Origin of the sequence: Arthrobacter sp. MA-N2, from assembly GCF_000517125.1 — a bacterium.
In the GTDB taxonomy this organism is placed as follows: Bacteria; Actinomycetota; Actinomycetes; order Actinomycetales; family Micrococcaceae; genus Arthrobacter; species Arthrobacter methylotrophus.
Genome location: NZ_KI912155.1, coordinates 207,370 through 225,093 on the forward strand (window position 1 = coordinate 207,370; position 17,724 = coordinate 225,093).

General features: G+C 60.2%; 17 protein-coding genes. 3 read left to right on the forward strand and 14 right to left on the reverse strand.

Annotated elements, in window-relative coordinates; all coding sequences use genetic code 11:
* Positions 1-129: 129 nt before the first annotated feature.
* The 14 genes from smpB to A3M3_RS23435 all read right to left on the reverse strand — a co-directional run bounded on the left by smpB (position 130) and on the right by A3M3_RS23435 (position 12,104).
* Positions 130-600 (reverse strand): SsrA-binding protein SmpB, encoded by a 471-nt coding sequence (gene smpB / locus A3M3_RS0101325; RefSeq protein ID WP_028264808.1) that lies wholly within the window; start codon positions 598-600, stop codon positions 130-132.
* 64 nt (positions 601-664) lie between these two features.
* On the reverse strand, positions 665-2,029 hold the full coding sequence (locus A3M3_RS0101330) for a M23 family metallopeptidase (protein ID WP_231497303.1): 1,365 nt from the start codon (positions 2,027-2,029) through the stop codon (positions 665-667).
* Positions 2,030-2,103: 74 nt separating this feature from the next.
* Positions 2,104-3,018, reverse strand: coding sequence for a permease-like cell division protein FtsX (gene ftsX / locus A3M3_RS0101335; protein ID WP_028264810.1), 915 nt, complete (start codon positions 3,016-3,018; stop codon positions 2,104-2,106).
* Positions 3,015-3,779 (reverse strand): cell division ATP-binding protein FtsE, encoded by a 765-nt coding sequence (gene ftsE / locus A3M3_RS0101340; protein ID WP_028264811.1) that lies wholly within the window; start codon positions 3,777-3,779, stop codon positions 3,015-3,017. The genes ftsX and ftsE overlap by 4 nt, the downstream gene beginning before the upstream one ends.
* Before the next feature lie 163 nt (positions 3,780-3,942).
* Positions 3,943-5,058: a peptide chain release factor 2 gene (gene prfB, locus A3M3_RS0101345; protein ID WP_028264812.1), complete on the reverse strand. Its 1,116-nt coding sequence runs from the start codon at positions 5,056-5,058 to the stop codon at positions 3,943-3,945.
* 63 nt (positions 5,059-5,121) lie between these two features.
* Positions 5,122-5,532, reverse strand: a complete 411-nt coding sequence (locus tag A3M3_RS0101350; protein ID WP_051422873.1) for a pilus assembly protein TadG-related protein — start codon at positions 5,530-5,532, stop codon at positions 5,122-5,124.
* 65 nt (positions 5,533-5,597) lie between these two features.
* The gene (locus A3M3_RS0101355; protein ID WP_028264814.1) at positions 5,598-6,116 is read right to left on the reverse strand and encodes a hypothetical protein; all 519 of its coding nucleotides are present in this window, start codon (positions 6,114-6,116) and stop codon (positions 5,598-5,600) included.
* Positions 6,097-6,519 carry a TadE family protein gene (locus A3M3_RS0101360; protein ID WP_051422874.1) on the reverse strand — a complete coding sequence of 141 codons (423 nt, stop codon included), beginning with the start codon at positions 6,517-6,519 and terminating at the stop codon, positions 6,097-6,099. Before A3M3_RS0101360 ends, A3M3_RS0101355 begins: the two co-directional genes overlap by 20 nt.
* Before the next feature lie 3 nt (positions 6,520-6,522).
* Positions 6,523-6,786 (reverse strand): hypothetical protein, encoded by a 264-nt coding sequence (locus tag A3M3_RS23430; RefSeq protein ID WP_231497155.1) that lies wholly within the window; start codon positions 6,784-6,786, stop codon positions 6,523-6,525.
* Positions 6,787-6,901: 115 nt separating this feature from the next.
* Positions 6,902-7,840 (reverse strand): type II secretion system F family protein, encoded by a 939-nt coding sequence (locus tag A3M3_RS0101370; protein WP_028264816.1) that lies wholly within the window; start codon positions 7,838-7,840, stop codon positions 6,902-6,904.
* Positions 7,837-8,691, reverse strand: coding sequence for a type II secretion system F family protein (locus tag A3M3_RS0101375; protein WP_028264817.1), 855 nt, complete (start codon positions 8,689-8,691; stop codon positions 7,837-7,839). The genes A3M3_RS0101370 and A3M3_RS0101375 overlap by 4 nt, the downstream gene beginning before the upstream one ends.
* Entirely contained in the window at positions 8,691-9,914 is a 1,224-nt protein-coding gene (locus tag A3M3_RS0101380) for a CpaF family protein (protein ID WP_028264818.1), read from the reverse strand. Before A3M3_RS0101380 ends, A3M3_RS0101375 begins: the two co-directional genes overlap by 1 nt.
* A 128-nt stretch (positions 9,915-10,042) precedes the next feature.
* A complete protein-coding gene (locus A3M3_RS0101385; protein ID WP_197023093.1) occupies positions 10,043-11,602 on the reverse strand; it encodes a DUF2142 domain-containing protein in 1,560 nt (519 codons plus the stop codon).
* Positions 11,595-12,104 carry a GtrA family protein gene (locus A3M3_RS23435; protein WP_231497156.1) on the reverse strand — a complete coding sequence of 170 codons (510 nt, stop codon included), beginning with the start codon at positions 12,102-12,104 and terminating at the stop codon, positions 11,595-11,597. The genes A3M3_RS0101385 and A3M3_RS23435 overlap by 8 nt, the downstream gene beginning before the upstream one ends.
* 531 nt (positions 12,105-12,635) lie before the next feature.
* Here A3M3_RS23435 and A3M3_RS26800 point away from each other — a divergent pair.
* From A3M3_RS26800 to A3M3_RS0101400, 3 genes are all read left to right on the forward strand, one after another.
* Positions 12,636-15,005: a polysaccharide deacetylase family protein gene (locus A3M3_RS26800; RefSeq protein ID WP_197023094.1), complete on the forward strand. Its 2,370-nt coding sequence runs from the start codon at positions 12,636-12,638 to the stop codon at positions 15,003-15,005.
* Positions 15,006-15,361: 356 nt separating this feature from the next.
* A complete protein-coding gene (locus A3M3_RS28665) occupies positions 15,362-15,595 on the forward strand; it encodes a hypothetical protein (protein ID WP_035741196.1) in 234 nt (77 codons plus the stop codon).
* 52 nt (positions 15,596-15,647) lie between these two features.
* Positions 15,648-17,714, forward strand: a complete 2,067-nt coding sequence (locus A3M3_RS0101400; RefSeq protein WP_051423275.1) for a lysozyme — start codon at positions 15,648-15,650, stop codon at positions 17,712-17,714.
* Positions 17,715-17,724: the final 10 nt, after the last annotated feature.

Sequence of the window (17,724 nt, forward strand, 5' to 3'; positions counted from 1 at the left end):
GCAGGATCGCGATCGCTCAGGAGCGGCCACGTGTTGATCCCTGCCGGGTTAACCATCATAACGCACTACAGCGCCGGAACATTCCGGGACACGCCTCAGCTGTCTCCAGCCAAGGAGATCCTTAACGAACTAGCGGCGGTTGCGCTCGCGCAGTTCGCGCAGCGATTCGCGCTTGTCCTGCTGCTCGCGTAGTGTCTGCCGCTTGTCATAGTCCTTCTTGCCTCGAGCCAAGGCAATCTCGACTTTGGCGCGTCCATCCAGGAAGTAAAGCTGGAGCGGCACTACCGTCAGCCCGGTCTCCCGGATCTTGCCGGAGATCTTGTTGAGTTCTTCGCGGTGCAGCAACAGCTTCCGGCGACGGCGGGCAGCGTGGTTGGTCCAGCTCCCTTGGTTGTACTCGGGGATGTGGATACCCTCCATCCACAACTCATCGTTGTAGAAGGTGCAGAAGCCATCGACCATGGAGGCATGGCCCTCACGCAGGGACTTTACTTCGGTTCCCATGAGGGCGATGCCAGCCTCGTAGGTATCCAATATGTGGTAGTCATGCCGAGCCTTGCGATTGGTGGCCACTACCTTACGGCCACTTTCCTTGGGCACGGTAGAACTCCTTGGTTGTCGAAGAATCACACTAGTCTACGCCAGCAGAACCCTGTCGTGTGGGCTACAGCAGGTTCATCGGGTCAACAGCCTGACCATTCACCCAGGTTTCAAAATGGACGTGGCAACCGGTGGAGTTGCCGGTGGTGCCTGAGTAGGCAATGAGCTGACCTTGACTCACCTGCTGTCCGGAAGAAACCACCACGGTGGTGTTGTGGTAATAGACCGTGGTCAAGGAATCTCCGTTGATGACGCCGTGCGATATCTTGACCCGGTTGCCACCGCCGTCGTTGCCCCAACCCGCTGAAAAGACGGTGCCTGCCGCGGCGGCGTACACGGGAGTGCCGCACGGGGCACCGAAGTCGATGCCAGTGTGCATGTAGCCGCCCTGGCCGTAAAAATCGATGGTTCCGGGCGGCGTCGCGCGCCAACCGAAACCCGAAGTGATGGGGATGCTCGCCGGTACCGGGTGGATCAGGCCGAAGTTCCCGCGCGGATTGCTCGCGGGCGGCACAAACGGCTGCGGGGCCTGGCCCTGGGCCTGCCCCTGAGCCCGGGCGGCGGCCGCCGCGGCCGCGGCTACTCGCTGCTGTTCGGCCAACCATGCTTCACGCAGCTTGCGGTCCCGCTCAGCGATATCCGCGGCCACGGCATCCTGCATCGCCTTGACTTGTTGGATCTGGGCTTGGATCCCGGGCTTGGCTGCCTGAAGCTGGCTGTCGAGACGTGTGGTGTCGGCGATCAGCTTGTCCACCTCGTCCTTCTTGGTGGCGGCATCATCGCGGGCGGCCTTTTCGCGTGCGAGTGCCGCGTCCGCTTTTGCCTTGAGATCGCGGATTTCCTGTTCGACGGCGTCAAGCCTGGCCTGGGAGTTCACGTTGGTGGCACTCTGCTGGGTCAACTTGGTCATCGTGGCGTTCTGGCTGCGCATTGCCTGATTGGCGAGGTCCATGGTTTCCGTGAGATTGCCGCCGTCGTTCGATCCAAACAGCAAAGCGACGTTTGTGGGAACGCCTCCGGATTTGTAGGCCTGGGCCGCGATCTGGCCGATGAGCTTCTTGGTGTCAGTGATCTTTTGCTTGTCGTTTTCCAGCTGGGCCGTGATCTGGGCCTTGCTCTGCTGGGCAAGGTCCACTCGGGCCGCGAGGGCATCAGCTTCCTTGACCGCGGAAGCAACCCTGCCCTGCGCTTCGAGAAGTGCCTGTTGCGCCCCTGGGAGCCTGCCTTGGTAGACCACGAGGTCGCCAGCCGCCTTAGCGATGTTGGCATCGACGAATTCCAGCGACTGCTGTACTCGAGCCGACTCAGCGTTGAGGGCTGCCTGCTGGTCATCGAGACTGTCCGCGCGTGCCATGGGAGCGGTGCCAAGGCTCGCGGCCAGCGCGAGGATCAGCACAGACCCGGCAATCTTTGCGCGGCTGCTGGCCATGCGCAGCTGCAGGACAGCCTTCTCTTTCCGATTCATCAGCTGTCCTGTTCGCTCGCGATCATTGCTTTTCATGGCTACACCTTGAGATACCGGCGAAGGGTCAGGAGGGAAGAAATCCCGGCCAAGCCGCCGCCCAACGCTATCAGGACAGGCGCTATCACCAGTACCTGGGTCGAGGAAATAAACGGAGTGTTCAGGAACTGTTTCGACAAATCTCCATTGAGCCAGAACTGGGCCACGAGCCACAGTGTGCCGGAAGCCAGGACGGCGCCCACGACGGCGGCGATAACCCCTTCAAGAATGAACGGGAGTTGGATCACGGTCTTGGATGCTCCCACCAGCCGCATGATGCCGGTTTCCCGTCGCCTGCTGAATGCGGAAAGCCTGATAGTTGTAGTGATGAGCAGGACAGCACAGAAAATCATGACGCCCGCAACCACCATTGCCGCCACCGATGCGCCATTCATCCACTCAAAGATCCGCTCCAGAACCTGACGCTGATCACTCACTGTCTCCACGCCGGCTTGGGAAGAGAACGTCTCGCTGATGATCTGGTACTTCTGGGGGTCCTTCATGTTGATCCGAAACGACGAAGGAAGCTGATCCTGGGTGACCGAGTCAACAATCGGGGAATTGGAGAACTGTTCCTTGAAGTGTTTGAACGCATCGGCCTGCGATTCGAACTGGTAGTCATTGATGTATTGCTTCACCGCCGGGGATTCGAGCAACTTAGCCAAATTGTCCTGCTGCTCCTTGGTCACCGCCCCCGAAGCACATCCGGCCGCCGTCGAGGAGTCATTGCAGAGGAAGATGGCAACCTGGACTTTGTCATACCAGTAGCCCTTCATCTGGTTGATCTGCATCTGCAGCATGCCGGCCGCGCCGACAAAGGTGAGGGACACGAAAGTCACCAAGACCACAGAAATCACCATGGACAGGTTTCGGCGCAGACCGCTGCCGATCTCCCCCAGAATAAATGCGAGCCTCACTGCTGAACCCCCTGGGCACGGTCGAGTTCGGCGCCGCTGGCGTCCTTGAGCCGACGGGACTCCCCCACCACCGGAATCATCGATGTGTACAGCGCTTTGGCTTCGTCGCGGACCACCACACCGTTCCGGAGTTCCACCACCCGCTTGCGCATCTCGTTCACAATGTCGTCGTCATGGGTGGCCATGACCACGGTGGTACCGTTCTGGTTGATCTTGTCGAGTACGCCCATGATGCCCATGGAGGTGATGGGGTCCAAGTTTCCGGTAGGCTCGTCCGCCAGCAGGATGCCGGGTTGGTTGACGACGGCGCGGGCTATGGCGACTCGCTGTTGTTCACCGCCGGAGAGCTCGTGGGGCATGCGGCGTTCCTTGCCTTCAAGACCAACAGTCTTCAGCACTTCCGGAACGGTCTCCCGGATAATACCTCGGCTCTTGCCGATCACTTGCATGGCGAATGCCACATTGGCGAAGACGTTCTTCTGGGGCAGCAACCGGAAGTCCTGGAAGACGACGCCGATGCCACGACGAAGTTTGGGGACGCGCCAACTTGAAATGTTGGCTACGTTCTGACCGGCGACATAAACGGAACCGGCGGTTGCCCGGTCTTCCTTCAGAATGAGTCGCAGAAACGTCGACTTGCCAGAGCCCGAGGCCCCGACAAGGAAGGTGAATTCTCCACGGTCAATCTCAAGGGTGACAGCATCCAGCGCCGGACGGGCATTGGGGTCGTAGACCTTGGTGACATTCTCAAATCGGATCATGACTCTTCAGAACCCCGCCGGACATGCCATATTTCGGCCAGTCCAACCGCCAGCGCACGGGCTTTCGATGGGGGAAGTTGAGCGCCAGCTCTTCGACTATACGCACGCCCCATGATGGAATCGCGGGCTTGGCGCGGTGTGTCGCCCAATCAGGCGGTCACCGCTAGTCTTCGGCGTTGCGGTTGCCGGTGCGCCAGCGAATGCCGGCGTCGATAAAGTCGTCGATGTCGCCGTCGAGCACTGCCGACGTGTTGCCCACTTCATGTTCAGTGCGCAAGTCCTTGACCATTTGGTACGGATTGAGCACGTAGGAACGCATCTGGTCCCCCCATGATGCCTTCACGTCGCCGGCGAAAGCCTTCTTCTCGGCATCTTCTTGCTCTTTTTTCAGGAGGAGGAGCCTTGACTGCAGCACACGCATCGCGGCTGCGCGGTTCTGCAGCTGGGACTTTTCGTTCTGCATGGACACTACAATCCCGCTCGGAATGTGGGTCAACCGCACAGCTGAGTCCGTCGTGTTGACGGACTGCCCGCCAGGACCGGAAGAGCGGAAGACATCTACGCGGATCTCGTTGTCCGGGATGTCGATCGAGTCCGTCTGTTCAATGAGCGGGATAACTTCAACCGCGGCAAAGGAGGTCTGCCGCCGGCCCTGGTTGTCAAAGGGACTGATACGGACGAGCCGGTGGGTACCGGCTTCGACGCTGAGTGTCCCGAACGCGTAGGGCGCCTTGACCTCGAAAGTAGCTGATTTGAGTCCCGCCTCTTCGGCGTACGAGGTGTCCATGACGGTGGTTGGGTAGCCGTGGCGCTCCGCCCAGCGCAAGTACATGCGCATGAGCATCTCGGCAAAGTCCGCAGCATCAACCCCGCCGGCGCCCGCACGAATCGTGACAACGGCTTCGCGTTCGTCGTATTCGCCTGAGAGCAGCGTGACCACTTCAAGTTCCTTGAGGGCCTTGCGGATTGAGTCAAGTTCCGCGGCGGCCTCGACCATGGAGGCGTCATCCCCCTCGTCCTGGCCGAGCTCGACCAGGACTTCGAGGTCGTCGATGCGGCCCATCAGCTTGTTCAAACGCTCAAGTTCCGACTGCCGGTGGGACAACTTTGACGTAATCACCTGCGCAGAAGCCGGATCATCCCAAAGGTTCGGCTCACCAGCTTGCTCGCTCAGTTCTTCAATCTCTTCCTTGAGCTTCTCGACATCGGAAACCTGTTCGATGGAGCGGTAAGTGGAGCGAAGCGCGCGGATTTCTGCGGGAAAATCAATCTCAGCCATGGTTGTTCCAGAGTACGCCATCCGTTGGCCGGTATGGCGCGTGTCCGGATGTGACGGCTGGCATTAACGCGTCAGTCGCGAACGCGCCGTCGATCGCGCTTCGATCGGAACGCCCTCAGGCAGAAGAAAGCTGACGACGGGAGGATGGGCAACGGCGATGAGCACCACTTCAGCGGTGGTGTTGTCCGGACTTCCCGTATCCCCTCCGATGGCAAGTTGATCGAACCGTGAATAGGCGTGGTTTTGACTAAGGAACGACTCGGTAATGTTGCGTACCCGCTCACTCTTGAGGATGGCCGACGGCTTTTCGGCATCGCCGTCTACTTGGCCTAGCGAGTAGCCGTCCGCGGCCGCCACCGAAGCTCCGTCGGCCACAGAGAGGAGCTTCTTGTGTTCTATGTAGACAGCGGAAGCCGCGGCAACGACGGTTGCCAGCAAGAGTGCGATCACAACGTAACCGATGACCATCACCATCAATTGGCCAGCTTCGCTATTTGGGTCGCGACACCCCTGCAGCTCCCTCTCCGTGAGAACGTCTGTCACCGGAATCGTCCGACGATTTGCGTTGCTGACGCATTCAAATGCGCGGCATCCAGCCGCAGCCGGTCTCCAAAGGGCAGCATCGGCAACGGTATTGTGAGCTTCACAGTTACCGTCACAGCAGTCCCGGCGGAAAGGCAGTCCCTGCGGTCGCACGCGACTTCCACCGATGCCTGCTGCGCGGAATGCCCATGGTCGGCAAGGGCCAGCAGGGCAGCCCGCTCAGCCATGTCGCGCCCGCGGGATGGGTCCTTCTGCATGACGTAGACCTTGGCAGCTTGGTCCGCCGCCCCCACCACAGCGAAAGAACCTCCCTGAATTTGTCCAATGGTGACGATGAAATAGACCACAGGAACCAAAAGCAGGAGGGAGAAGAGGATGAACTCCACGAGGGCATTTCCCCGCTCAGAGGCACACCGCGCGCGGTTGGTTTCCAGGCCCTCCGGGAGAGGCAAACAGAGGGCATCTCGGAGTCGTGTGAGGACGGCATGGCCGAGATCAGCCAGGAACGGCTGCATGCCCCTTCACCTCCAGCGCAGCAGCGGGGCCGATCAACCCGATGACAGGCAAGGGCGCCCGGACTGTCACTTCCAAGGTGCGGACTCCTTGGAAACTAGCCTCCTGCGTTGAGATGTCCCGTGAGAACTCTTCATTCAGCGCAGTGCCGATCAACTCAGCGGCGCGTTCACGCGCATCGGCCGGTGTCCGGTCCGCGAGAGTGCCGTAACGGGCTCCGGAGGACGCCGCATCAATGAGGGTGTTGCGCACGTGCAGCACGAGGGTCAATTGAATGATGGCGAGAAAGAACACCGTCAGGAGACCGCCGACCAAGGCAAAATCCACGACGGCGGATCCTCGCTCCTCACAGCGGCAGCGGACGGACCCACAGCAATCTTCCACTCCGCTGATGGGTGGCGGCATGGGCTACTTTCCGACCTTGCTCATGGCCTGGTTGAAGAGACCTTCAAGGGCGGGCCCGGCAAGCGCCAACAGGCCTGCGACGAGGGCCGCGGACATGAGTGTGATCATCACCCATCCGGGCACATCGCCCCGCTCGGCACGATCATCGCCCGGCGCCAAGCTTCTCCCCGGTCTTTTCCCGAGTCGTGATCCAGACGGCAAGAAAGTCCACAGATGCCACAACAAGAGCGCTGAAGCGGGAAGTCCACGACGTCCGTATTTCTTCATTTTTCCCCATTTCCGTTTGCAGAAACCCGCGCGGAGTTCCATGCAGTTTCATTGTTTTTGGACATTCAGCCGAATACCCATGTGATGGATTCAAAGAGGTTTGTTCGTAAGCGCATCAGAAGCCAAAATGTAATGCGGCCAGGCCGGGATAGACTGCGAAAATCACGGTGAGGGGTAAGACGCCGAAAACCAGCGGCACCATCATGGCAATCTCTTTGCGACCTGCCGCTTCCATCAGCTCCCGCTTCGCCGAGTCGCGGACGTCCGAGGCCTGCGCTCGCAATACATCGGCCAAAGGGGTTCCGCGTTCGACGGCAACTACTACCCCGTCTACGAACCGGAGCAGCGGGCCCAGATCGGTTCGTCCCGAAAAACCATGCAGCGCTTCGACGAGGGGCATGCCGGCCCGCGTAGCAGCCAGCACCAGGGCAAACTCCTTGGTCAATTCACCGCGGGCGGTCCGGCATACACGGTCGAAGGCAGCGGTGGCGCTCTCCCCTGCGCCCACAGCGAGGGCCATCAGTTCGGCGAGGCTGGGGAATTCCGCAAGCATGCGCCTCTCCCTCCGTTTGATCTGCATCCCCAGCATGTAGTCGCGGAGGAGAAAACCGCCAAATGCGCAAAGCAAGACCGAACCGACTGCAAACATCGGGTTGAAACGGCCGAGGGTCGCGTTCAGCCCCGCTGCCGCGATTGCCCCGACAAACCCCATGGCCGCCCACAGCAACTGCTCCGCACGGAAGTCCACGGCAGACTTTCCCGAGCCGGCTTTTGCCAGCCTGTCGTTGAGCGATCTGGTGCCGAAGTTGAATCGAGCTAGGGAACGCAGTGCGTCCTGGAACACGGGCCGGAGAATGCGCTCCAAGGGGCCGAAGGGGGCGATGTCGGTGGGAATAGCCAGCAACCGGGATTCAACGTTATGGGATTTGAGTTGGGGCTCGATCCGCTCAGCGAAGGATGTGGTCCGCATGAACGGGAGTCGGACAAGAACAAGCCACAACCCGGCTCCCAGGAGAAGCCCGCAGAACACAGTCATGGCTGTGAACGCCGTCACCGAAGTACCCTTTCGTCCTGGGGAAGGGCGCCAATGCGCAGCATGGCCCAATAGCAGACTCCCGAGACCAACAGACCGGCCCCCAGCACACTGACTCCGGCCGCGGAGTTATAAGCCGCAACAGCTTCCGGCCTGCTGGCCAGCAGCATCAGGACAATCCATGGGGCGGCAACCGCCAGGCGCGCTCCGTTGATAGTCCAAGATTGTCGCGCTTCCAGCTCACTGCGGGTCCTGGCGCTCTCACGGAGGAACTCGGCGAGAGTTCCCAGAAGGCGCCCGAGATCGGATCCACCCACCTCACGGGTCAATCGGAGCGCCTCAATGATCCGGTCGGCAACGGGGTCGGCCAGGCGCGCCTTTAGCTTGCTCAACGCCGAATCGAAATGGCCGCCCGAACGGTAATCCACACCAAACTCACGGAAGAGGCCCCTCAGCTCTTCGGGACCTTTGTCACCGAGTTGGATAAGTGCTTCAGGCAGCGAAAGCCCCGCTCGGATCGCTGAGCGCAGATGATCTACGACGTCCGGCCACAGTTCCCGGAGCATGGCTGTCCGCCTACGCGCCCGCCAGCTGACAACCCCTAGAGGAAGCCACGCACCGAATAGGCCGAAGCACGCCGCGATCGAAACCGAGGTTGTCATGATTGAGATCACCAGCGTGGTGAAAAGGCCGAACCCCAGGCAGGAGGCGACGAATGCTCCACCGCTCACCTTTTCGATCCCGGACGCGAGCAGCAAACCCTCAAGACGTTTGGCTTTGGACTCCTTGACGGCAAGCGGTGGTTGCTCCCAAGCAGACCACCAGATAAGAAATATGCCCAGCCCGCAGAGAACACCAAGCAGCGGCGCCATCAGTAATGTTCCAGAAGAGCAGCAACGTTAAAGCCTGCCCGGGAGAACTTCTCCGCCGCGGGCATGGAATTTGACGTGGGTTGGAGCCTTCCGTCCTGCATCGCGAACACCATGGACGACTCGACAATGCCGTTCTCCACGCGCCGGCCCAACGAAAGTATTTCCGTGACTTGCCGGCGCCCGTCCGGGTGGCGGCTGCAATGGATGACGAGGTCGATGCAGGATGCGACGGTTGGAACGACGAACGCACTCGAAATGTTCTCGCCCGCAAGCAGGGGCAGCGTGCAAATCTTGGTCACGGCGTCATGGGCAGAGTTGGCATGGACCGTGCACATCCCGGGAAGGCCCGAATTCAAGGCAATAAGCATGTCCAGGCTTTCGGCTTCACGGACTTCGCCAACGACGAGGCGATCTGGCCGCATTCGAAGAGCCTCTTTGACGAGTCGACGGAGGGGTATTTCACCTTGTCCCTCCAGGTTCGGCTGTCGGCACTGCAGACCGACAACGTCACGGAGCGGGAATTGGAGTTCAAAAATCTCTTCTACTGTGACGACCCGTTCCCTCGAGCCGATGTTGGCCGCCAGGCAGTTGAGCAGGGTTGTCTTTCCTGCCTGGGTGGCGCCGGAGACGAGAATATTCAGCCCGCTTGCCACCGCCGCTCCCAGAAATCGCGCCGACTGAGGGGTCAAAGTGCCCAGCTCCGCCAAGTGTTCGAGCCGGGTAGCCTTCACCACGAACTTGCGGATGTTGACCGCCCAATGCCGGCGAGTGACATCCGGAATGACCACGTGGAGCCTCGAACCATCGGGTAAGGCAGCATCCACAAATGGCGAAGAGAGGTCCAGCCGCCGCCCGGAACTCTTGAGCATCCGCTCCACGAGGTCGCGAACCTGCTGTTCGTTGAGGCTTAGCGAGGTCAGCTCGGACTCGCCATTTCGGGCAATGAAGACCTCATTGGGCGCGTTGAGCCAGATTTCTTCAACAGTGGGGTCATCCAGAAGTGGCTGGAGTTGTCCGAAGCCGGCAACGGCGTCGAAGACGTACTTGCGCGCGCTGTCCAGCTGTCCCAACGGAGGCAACGGACCGAGAAGGGCGCGCTCGTCATAGTCACTCACGGCGGCCTCGACGAGTCGACGTACTTCGACCGTCTGGTTGAAAGGGTCCAGCCCCCTCCGGCGAATCAGTTCGCGGACCTCATCCTCGACGATGCTTAAGGCATCCATCTTCCCCCCAATGAAGAATGAATTCCGCGTCGCAGCGGAAGCGTCAATGAAGTCAAGGCTAGGCGAGATACCTACATGGATCCAATAAGCCCGGTCGGCCTGTGGAAAACTGCGAAAAGGGCCTTTCCTCAGCCCTGCTCCGATTGTCCAATCGACAGCGTCAGGACGGTGTCTTCCTTCGCGCCCACAACGCTTTCGGACGTCAATACAAACGACCGCGGGAAGAGGCACCGGTAGCTCACGACCGCGCCGAGAACCAGAACGAGCAAGTATGAAATTGTCAGTACCTGCCACGTCATCGGAGGTTGCCAGAGCGGGTCGAACATCTCGGTCCAGTTCGTCCGTTCTTGTCCGACCGTGAAGCGTCGAAGTGTCGAGACGAAGGTGTAAAGGTGAACTCCCACCGCACCGGCCAAGACCCATCGCGCCAAGGAGTGCGCCCATGGGGACCTGGGAATTGGACGCCAGACCATGACTGCTCCGCATGCCAATAGCAGCAATACAAACGCTGCCAAGAGATAGCGTCCTTGCCAAATGTAGCCGAGCTGCTGGATCACTTGGGCTTGAAGTATCGGCGGCAAGATAAGCACCGCGACAAGCAAGACCCAGACAGCCGGTCGCCTTCGAAACGGCCGCGCAGTCAGGCCGCCTAGGATGACTGCGGCGAAACCGAAATGCCAGAAACTGAACACCGCCGCGGGGGCCGGGGTGTCCAGCCATCCCATTACGCCGATGTACCCGGAGGAATAGTCGAAGGTGCGGTCCAACATCGTGACAAATGCAGCGTCTGGAGTAACGTTGCTCGGCGTGCCACCTAGACTGTCGAAACTGTTGGCCACCTTTAGCCAAGCGAGGCTCGCAGCACAACCGACACCGACCAGCCCGGCCATCGCCAATCCAAGACGGTTCTTTAAAACGGCACCGAAGGGCTTGATCCCATAAATCAAAACGGCTGCCGCGAAGGCAAGCGCGAGCCACAGTAAGGAAAGAGCGCGAGTGTTGGCCAATACCGCGCCGGAGACACCGACAAGAACGATATTAAGTCGGACGTTCTTGAGCCTGCGCCTGTTCTCCAAGACAACGCAGAGATTCGTAAACACTGCGGCGGTGGTAGCGATTTCAAGGGCATTTGGATTAATCGCACCGTTCAGGAAAAGCACCATAGGCGTCACTGCTACAAGGCAGGTTGCCACTGGCCAAAACCGTCGACGCAGGGATGCTGCGGCACCGATGGCTACTGCAAGGAACGCGCTACATATCAGGGCGCTGAGCGCACGCATCAGATAAATCGCCGGGGCCCCTCCCATGAGACGGGATGGCAATCCGATCATTGCGTAGTACATCGGGTTGTAGTTGCCAGCACTCGTTTGCGCTTGGACAAGGTCTCGTGCGCTCGCGTCAATTGGCGGAGCGCAGGCGGGCGTTGACCCGGGATTGGTGCCGAAGCAAGCTTGCACACCAATCATCGCGATGTAGCGCGGAACCGTGACACTGGTCAGGTCACCCTGTTTGCCACCTGATATTCCCGTAAGTTCACCCCGTGCAACGGCTGCGGCCTTGATGGTGTGGGCCGGTTCATCCGGAACCGACATGAGCGGCGATGCAAATGCCCAGAGAAGGGACAGCGCGGCGAGGAGTGGGATCGCAATTAGTGAATACCTCAGTGTTGAACCGCGAGCACTAGTCATTTGCAGACTCTTCCGAGGAAACAAGCACATCTGACGGGGCCGAGCCGGGCCCGCTGTAACCTTCAACCGTGCCTGTCTTGAAAATCCAGTGCTTATAAAGCAGGAAGTTCCAGACCGTAGTTGCCACAGTGGCGATTACTTTCCCAATGGCGTAAGACACTCCAACAGCGGCGATCCCATTAACAATGAAATCGGTCGCCAGGAGGTTGACGACAACCAGTACTCCATACTTGAGGAAGCTCACATGGGCCCGGGTGCCGGACTGGAACGTGAACTTTCTTTGGGCAAAAAAATTGAAAACCAAGCTCGCAAGGAACGCAATTGGAGTTGCAATCCAGAGATCCACGCGGCCAGGCTCGTGCAGGAGGGTCAGGGTGCCCAGGTCAATCGCGAACGAAGCGGCCCCGACGGCAAGGAATTTGATCAGGTACCCGTTCCGGGCAAAACCGAAAAGGCCGCGAGCCCACTTGGCGAAGGCTTCCCCCACGATGCGAATTACCACCCTGCAGCTCAATGATCAGGGGCGTTGTTGCCCAAGACCTACAAAGTATAGACCAGTCGATGTCATGGCTCTTTCAGGAACCTCCCAGACGCCCGAGGCGAGTGTTCCTACTTGGATTCCGGGGCCCGAAAACGAGTGTTGACGTCCTATGTGGCCGCTCGTAGCGTCGTTACATCAGCTGTGCGTCACTGGCGGGAAACGGGCCAGATGACTTTGTTTATCGCGATTGATGCGCTGCCGTTTCAAACGAATGAATGCTTACGATGAGCACTGGCGCCTCCGAACTGTGCACGCTGAATCAGATATGGCAATGAAGGTCCCACCAGTCAGGTCGCAAGCGCGACGAACGGACTTGAGATGCAAAACAGGTGGATGGTGGCCTCCTGCAATGGGCGGGGGCTCCCATATGAAGACCAACAGACCCATCGGAAAGCGGCTGCCATAGGGGCCGCCATGCTTCTTTTGGCAACGCTATTTAATACGGCTGTTTTGGCCCAGCCAGCACAAGCTGCCGGTCCGCTAGTAGTCACATTGACATTTGATGACGCCAACGCTGATCAGGTAGCCGCGGCCAACTATCTGAATTCCAAAGGAATGATGGGGACGTTCTTCCTTCCCTCCGGCTACCTCAATGCTACCGATCCCAATGGTGGGCCGCCCCCATATATGACGACTGCCCAGGCACTCGCCCTCCAATCGGCAGGCAATGAGATTGCCGGGCATACAGTGACGCACCCTGACCTGGCCCAGATGGACGCGAATGAGGTGGCACGCCAGGTGTGCAATGACCGCGTCAACCTGACCAACATGGGCTTCCGGGTCACGAACTTTGCCTACCCGTTTGCGTCTGCCACTCCAGCCGTCGAGCAAACAGTCGCCAACTGCGGCTACAACAGCGCACGTGGCCTCGGTGATCTGAAGAGCAAGGCTGCTCCAACTCTGACCGAAGTGGCTGAACCGCTGCCCGTTCCTGCCGCGGACCTCTATTTCACCAAGGCACCTGATGAGGTGGACAACACTTGGGCCGTCGCTGACATGCAGGCTGTTGTGACCCAGGCAGAGGCCGGTGGCGGATGGGTGCAATTGACTTTCCACCACTTCGACTCGACCACTGATCCGCTGAGTGTCACTACGGCGAATTTCCATTCTTACGTCGATTGGCTGGCGACTGAACAAACGGCCGGCAGGATCGTCGTCAAGACTGTGCGCCAAGTCATGGCGGCGCAGTTCCCTGACCCAAGCAATTCCGCACTGGACGTGAACAAGCCGCTCGTCAATGGACCGGCTGCACCGCCACCGATCACAGTTGGAAACCTGCTCCAGAATCCAAGCTTGGAGACAGCCGGGCCGGTAGCATCCGGGCTGCCCTACTGCTGGGCGATCGGCTCCTACGGCACGCAAACCTCCACCTTCACAAGCGTCTCTCCCGGTCACACAGGAAACATTGCCGAACAGATGGTGACCAGCGGCTACGTTGACGGGGATGCCAAGCTGCTACCTACCCTTGACCTCGGCCAATGCGCTCCCAGCGCCACCTCTGGCCACACATATCAGATGTCCGCTTGGTACAAGTCCACGGCCCCCACGCAATTCGAGTTGTACTACCGAACCGGGCTGGGTACGTGGACGTACTGGACGGCCAGTCCGAACTTCGTGGCCGCCACAGCGTGGACCCAGGCAACCTGGACGTCGCCAGCCGTCCCGGCAGGAGCCAGTGCCATCAGCTTGGGCCTCAACCTGCTGAGCAACGGAACCCTGGTGACCGACGACTATGGCTTATACGACTCCAGCGCAGTTCCCGGTGTCTTCAAATCGATGACGCCGACCAGGATGCTCGACACCCGCAACAATCCCACGCCTGTCGGACCTAACGGCACCATCTCCTTCCAAGTCGGAGGCGTCAACGGCATTCCGGCGAACGTCACGGCAGTGACCTTCAACCTCACGGTCGCCGGTCCTACGTCCAACGGGTTCGTCACGGCCTACCCGTCCGGAAGCACCGCGCCTAATGCCTCAAACCTGAACTACGCTCCCGGACAGATCGTTCCAAACCTCGTGACAGTACCGGTCGGGACAAGCGGACAGGTCAGCCTCCACAACACCTCGAACGGGACGGCTCAACTCATAGCCGACGTTTCCGGGTACTACGTCCCGGCCGCAACAAGCTCGCCCGGCGAATTCCAAGCGATGACGCCGAGCAGGTTCCTGGATACCCGGAACAGTGCAGCGGTGCCACCGGGTGGATCAGTCTCCTTCCAAGTGGGCGGCGTCAGCGGCATCCCGGCAACGGTCTCAGCGGTGAGCTTCAACTTCACCGTCGCCGGGGCGAGCTCGTTCGGCTTCGCCACGGCATACGCCTCCGGCACAACACGGCCAAACGCCTCCAACCTGAACTTCGCCCAGGGCCAGATCGTGCCCAATAGCGTCACCGTGCCTGTAGGCACAGACGGTAAGGTCACGCTCTACAACGGCTCACCGACAGGGACTGCGCAATTTATCGCGGATGTCTCCGGCTATTACTTGGGCGGCGGGTCGGCAACGGTTTCGGGAGCGTTCCAGCCCATAACGCCCACCAGGTTCCTCGATACCCGCAACGGCACCCCGGTCGCGGCCAACGGTACGATGTCCTTTCAGGTCGGCGGCGTCAGCGGGGTTCCCGCAACGGTTGGTGGATTGACGTTCAACCTCACGGTCGCCAACCCGACGTCGAACGGGTTCGTCACGGCCTTCCCCGCCGGCACCGTGGTGCCAAATGCCTCGAACCTGAATTACGCGCCCGGGCAGATCGTCCCGAACCTAGCAACGATACCGGTGGGGACAGGCGGCCAGGTCAGTCTCCACAACACCTCGAACGGGACGGCACAACTCATCGCAGACGTGTCGGGATACTTCGTCCCGTGATCGCCTGAAGCTTTCCCGAGGCAGAAACATTTCCGCCCTGGTCCGCACTCGCGGACCAGGGCGGAAATGTTTTCACGTCCGACTGCAGCAACCCGTTCAACTGCGGGCAAAGCCATCAAGCCACAAAAATCCCATTGGCCACATTAGCATCATCTTGCACATCGGTGTTATGGTGGGCTTCAAATTCAGCCTTACAACTGCCAGCCGCCGGATGTCGCACGGCGGAAATGATCCGGTACCGCCCTATCGGGGGCCGGTAATCTCGTGTGGAGCGAAGCAATGAAGACCACTCAACAAAGAGCAGCCAACTCCACGTTCCGGGGACGCCGAGCCCAGGATGTTGCTTTGGCGGTGCTGTGTACCGCGGCCACCCTGCTGCTTTCTGCGACGACGGCGCTCGCGGCTACGGCAACTCCGGCACCCTCTCCTTCCGCATCATCCCCCACGGCGACTTCCGCGCCGGCGTCGTCCCCTTCGCCCGGGGCGACCACCACCCCCACCGCTACCAAGCCGGGAACCGTCCCTCCGACGTCGTCCTCCTCCCAAAGCGTGATGCCCGCAACCTCGCCTTCCGCGACGAGCCAAAGTGATGAAGAGCGGCGCGCCGCAATGCGGAAAGCCGCGGGTCCCGGTGGCGCGCAAATGGGACAACGCTCCGCGCGCGTGCAAGGCCTGCTCACGGCGCAGAGTAGCTGGACGCCGCCCTTCGGCATCCAGGGCCTTGACGTCAGTTCCTACCAACCATCAGTCGACTGGCAGCAGCAATGGAACATGGGCGCGCGCTTCGCCTACGTCAAAGCGACCGAGGGGAACTACTACACAAGCCCGAGCTACGCCTCGCAGTACAACGGCTCGCGCAGCGTCGGGATGATCCGTGGCGCATACCATTTCGCGATCCCAAGCTGGTCCTCCGGCGCGGACCAAGCAAACTACTTCGTGCAAAACGGCGGCGGCTGGACCTCGGACGGCGCCACCATGCCACCAGTCCTCGACATCGAATACGCACCTTCCTACGTAGGCACCAACAGCTGCTACGGAATGTCGCCTTCGGCACTCATCACATGGATCCACAACTTCGGCGATACCGTCCGCTCCCTCACCGGCCGATACCCCATGATCTATTCCACGACCGACTGGTGGCAAACGTGCACCGGCGACGCAACAGGGTTCAGCGACTACCCCCTCTGGATCGCCGCGTACACCACCAACACGGCAATCGGAACGCCATCGAACTGGCCAAGCTACAGCGTCTGGCAATACAGCAGCACCGGGCCGCTCAATGGCGACTCGAACGTCTGGAACGGCGACTACGCCTCACTCCAACGGTTTGCGGGCAACCCGGCAAGGGGTTCCTTTGATTCGCTCTCGCTGGTCCGAGACACTACATCCGCCTATCTCAAGGTCACCGGCTGGTCGGTCGACCTCTCGCAGCCCTGGGTTTCGACTCCAGTCAATATCTCCGTGACAGATCCGAGCAACGCGACCGCTGCATATTCCTTCACGGCCAACACCTATAGGCCTGATGTTGACAACGCCTTTGGCTACGGACCAGCCCACGGCTTCGACAACAGTATCCAGATCACCAAATCCGGGACATACAAGGTGTGCGCCACCGCGGTCAGCGTCAACGGCAATGTCGATCTGGGTTGCAAGAGCTACCAGGCAGCGGGCGTCGAACCGCCGATCGGTTCATTTGATTCGCTGACGCAAATCCGGACCCCAACCGATGTTTCCCTTCGTTTGTCCGGCTGGGCAATCGATCGCGCCAACTCCACGACCGCTTCCTTCGCTGATGCGTACGTGACTGATCCCAGCGGTCAGACCACGGGGTACCGCATTACGGCCAACATCCCGAGACCGGATGTGGGAACCGCCACCGGATACGGCTCCAACCATGGCTTCGACAAGTCGATCAGTCTTAGCAAAGCCGGCAATTACCACGTATGCATGTACGCGATCGGGCAGTACTACAACACCGGGCTCGGCTGCAAAGACATCACCGTCGGTTCCAACCCGCCACCCATGGGCTACTACGACTCGATCCGAGTCGACCAGACCCCGGGGTCCGCAAACGTAGTTGCAACGGGCTGGGCATTCGACCCGAGCAACCCCGCGGCCAGCATTCCTGTGCACGTCTATCTCCGAGCTCCGGACGGCAGCAACGTGGGAACGGCATTCACGGCAAACCAAGCCAGGCCGGACCTGAACAATGTTTTCGGGATTGCGGGTGACCATGGCTTCAGCGCATCGCTCCCGGTCACCACGACCGGCACGTATACCGCCTGCGCCTACGCCATTCCCGTGGCCCCGCTCGCGTCCGGCAACACGTCGTTGGGCTGCATGACCATCCAAGTCACCAACACGCCGATTCCTAACGGCTACCTTGATTCCGTGGGCGTTGCCACGGTGTCAACACAAGCAAATATCAAGGCCACCGGATGGACCTACGATCCGGCAGTGCCGGGCTCATCCACTCCGGTGCACGTCTACATCACTTATCCTGACGGAACCCGCCTGGGCTACGCCTTCACTGCCAATCTTGCCCGGCCAGATGTCAACAGCGCCTTCAAGATCACCGGAAACCATGGCTACTCCACACAGGTTCCCATCACCCAGCGGGGCAGATACACGGTGTGCACGTACGGCATCGGAATAGCGCAGTTCAGTTCCGGGAACGCCTTACTCGGTTGCCAGGGGCTCACGTACTAGGCGGGGTTTG

Bases quoted from the DNA above. Each gene is read 5' to 3' on its own strand.
- A3M3_RS0101360 (WP_051422874.1), bottom strand. From the start codon at position 6,519: ATGCCGCCACCCATCAGCGGAGTGGAAGATTGCTGTGGGTCCGTCCGC.
- A3M3_RS0101355 (WP_028264814.1), bottom strand. From the start codon at position 6,116: ATGCAGCCGTTCCTGGCTGATCTCGGCCATGCCGTCCTCACACGACTC.
- prfB (WP_028264812.1), bottom strand. From the start codon at position 5,058: ATGGCTGAGATTGATTTTCCCGCAGAAATCCGCGCGCTTCGCTCCACT.
- A3M3_RS0101380 (WP_028264818.1), bottom strand. From the start codon at position 9,914: ATGGATGCCTTAAGCATCGTCGAGGATGAGGTCCGCGAACTGATTCGC.
- A3M3_RS0101400 (WP_051423275.1), top strand. From the start codon at position 15,648: ATGGGACAACGCTCCGCGCGCGTGCAAGGCCTGCTCACGGCGCAGAGT.
- A3M3_RS0101350 (WP_051422873.1), bottom strand. From the start codon at position 5,532: ATGGTGATGGTCATCGGTTACGTTGTGATCGCACTCTTGCTGGCAACC.
- A3M3_RS0101375 (WP_028264817.1), bottom strand. From the start codon at position 8,691: ATGGCGCCGCTGCTTGGTGTTCTCTGCGGGCTGGGCATATTTCTTATC.
- A3M3_RS0101330 (WP_231497303.1), bottom strand. From the start codon at position 2,029: ATGGCCAGCAGCCGCGCAAAGATTGCCGGGTCTGTGCTGATCCTCGCG.
- A3M3_RS23430 (WP_231497155.1), bottom strand. From the start codon at position 6,786: ATGAAGAAATACGGACGTCGTGGACTTCCCGCTTCAGCGCTCTTGTTG.
- ftsE (WP_028264811.1), bottom strand. From the start codon at position 3,779: ATGATCCGATTTGAGAATGTCACCAAGGTCTACGACCCCAATGCCCGT.
- A3M3_RS0101385 (WP_197023093.1), bottom strand. From the start codon at position 11,602: ATGACTAGTGCTCGCGGTTCAACACTGAGGTATTCACTAATTGCGATC.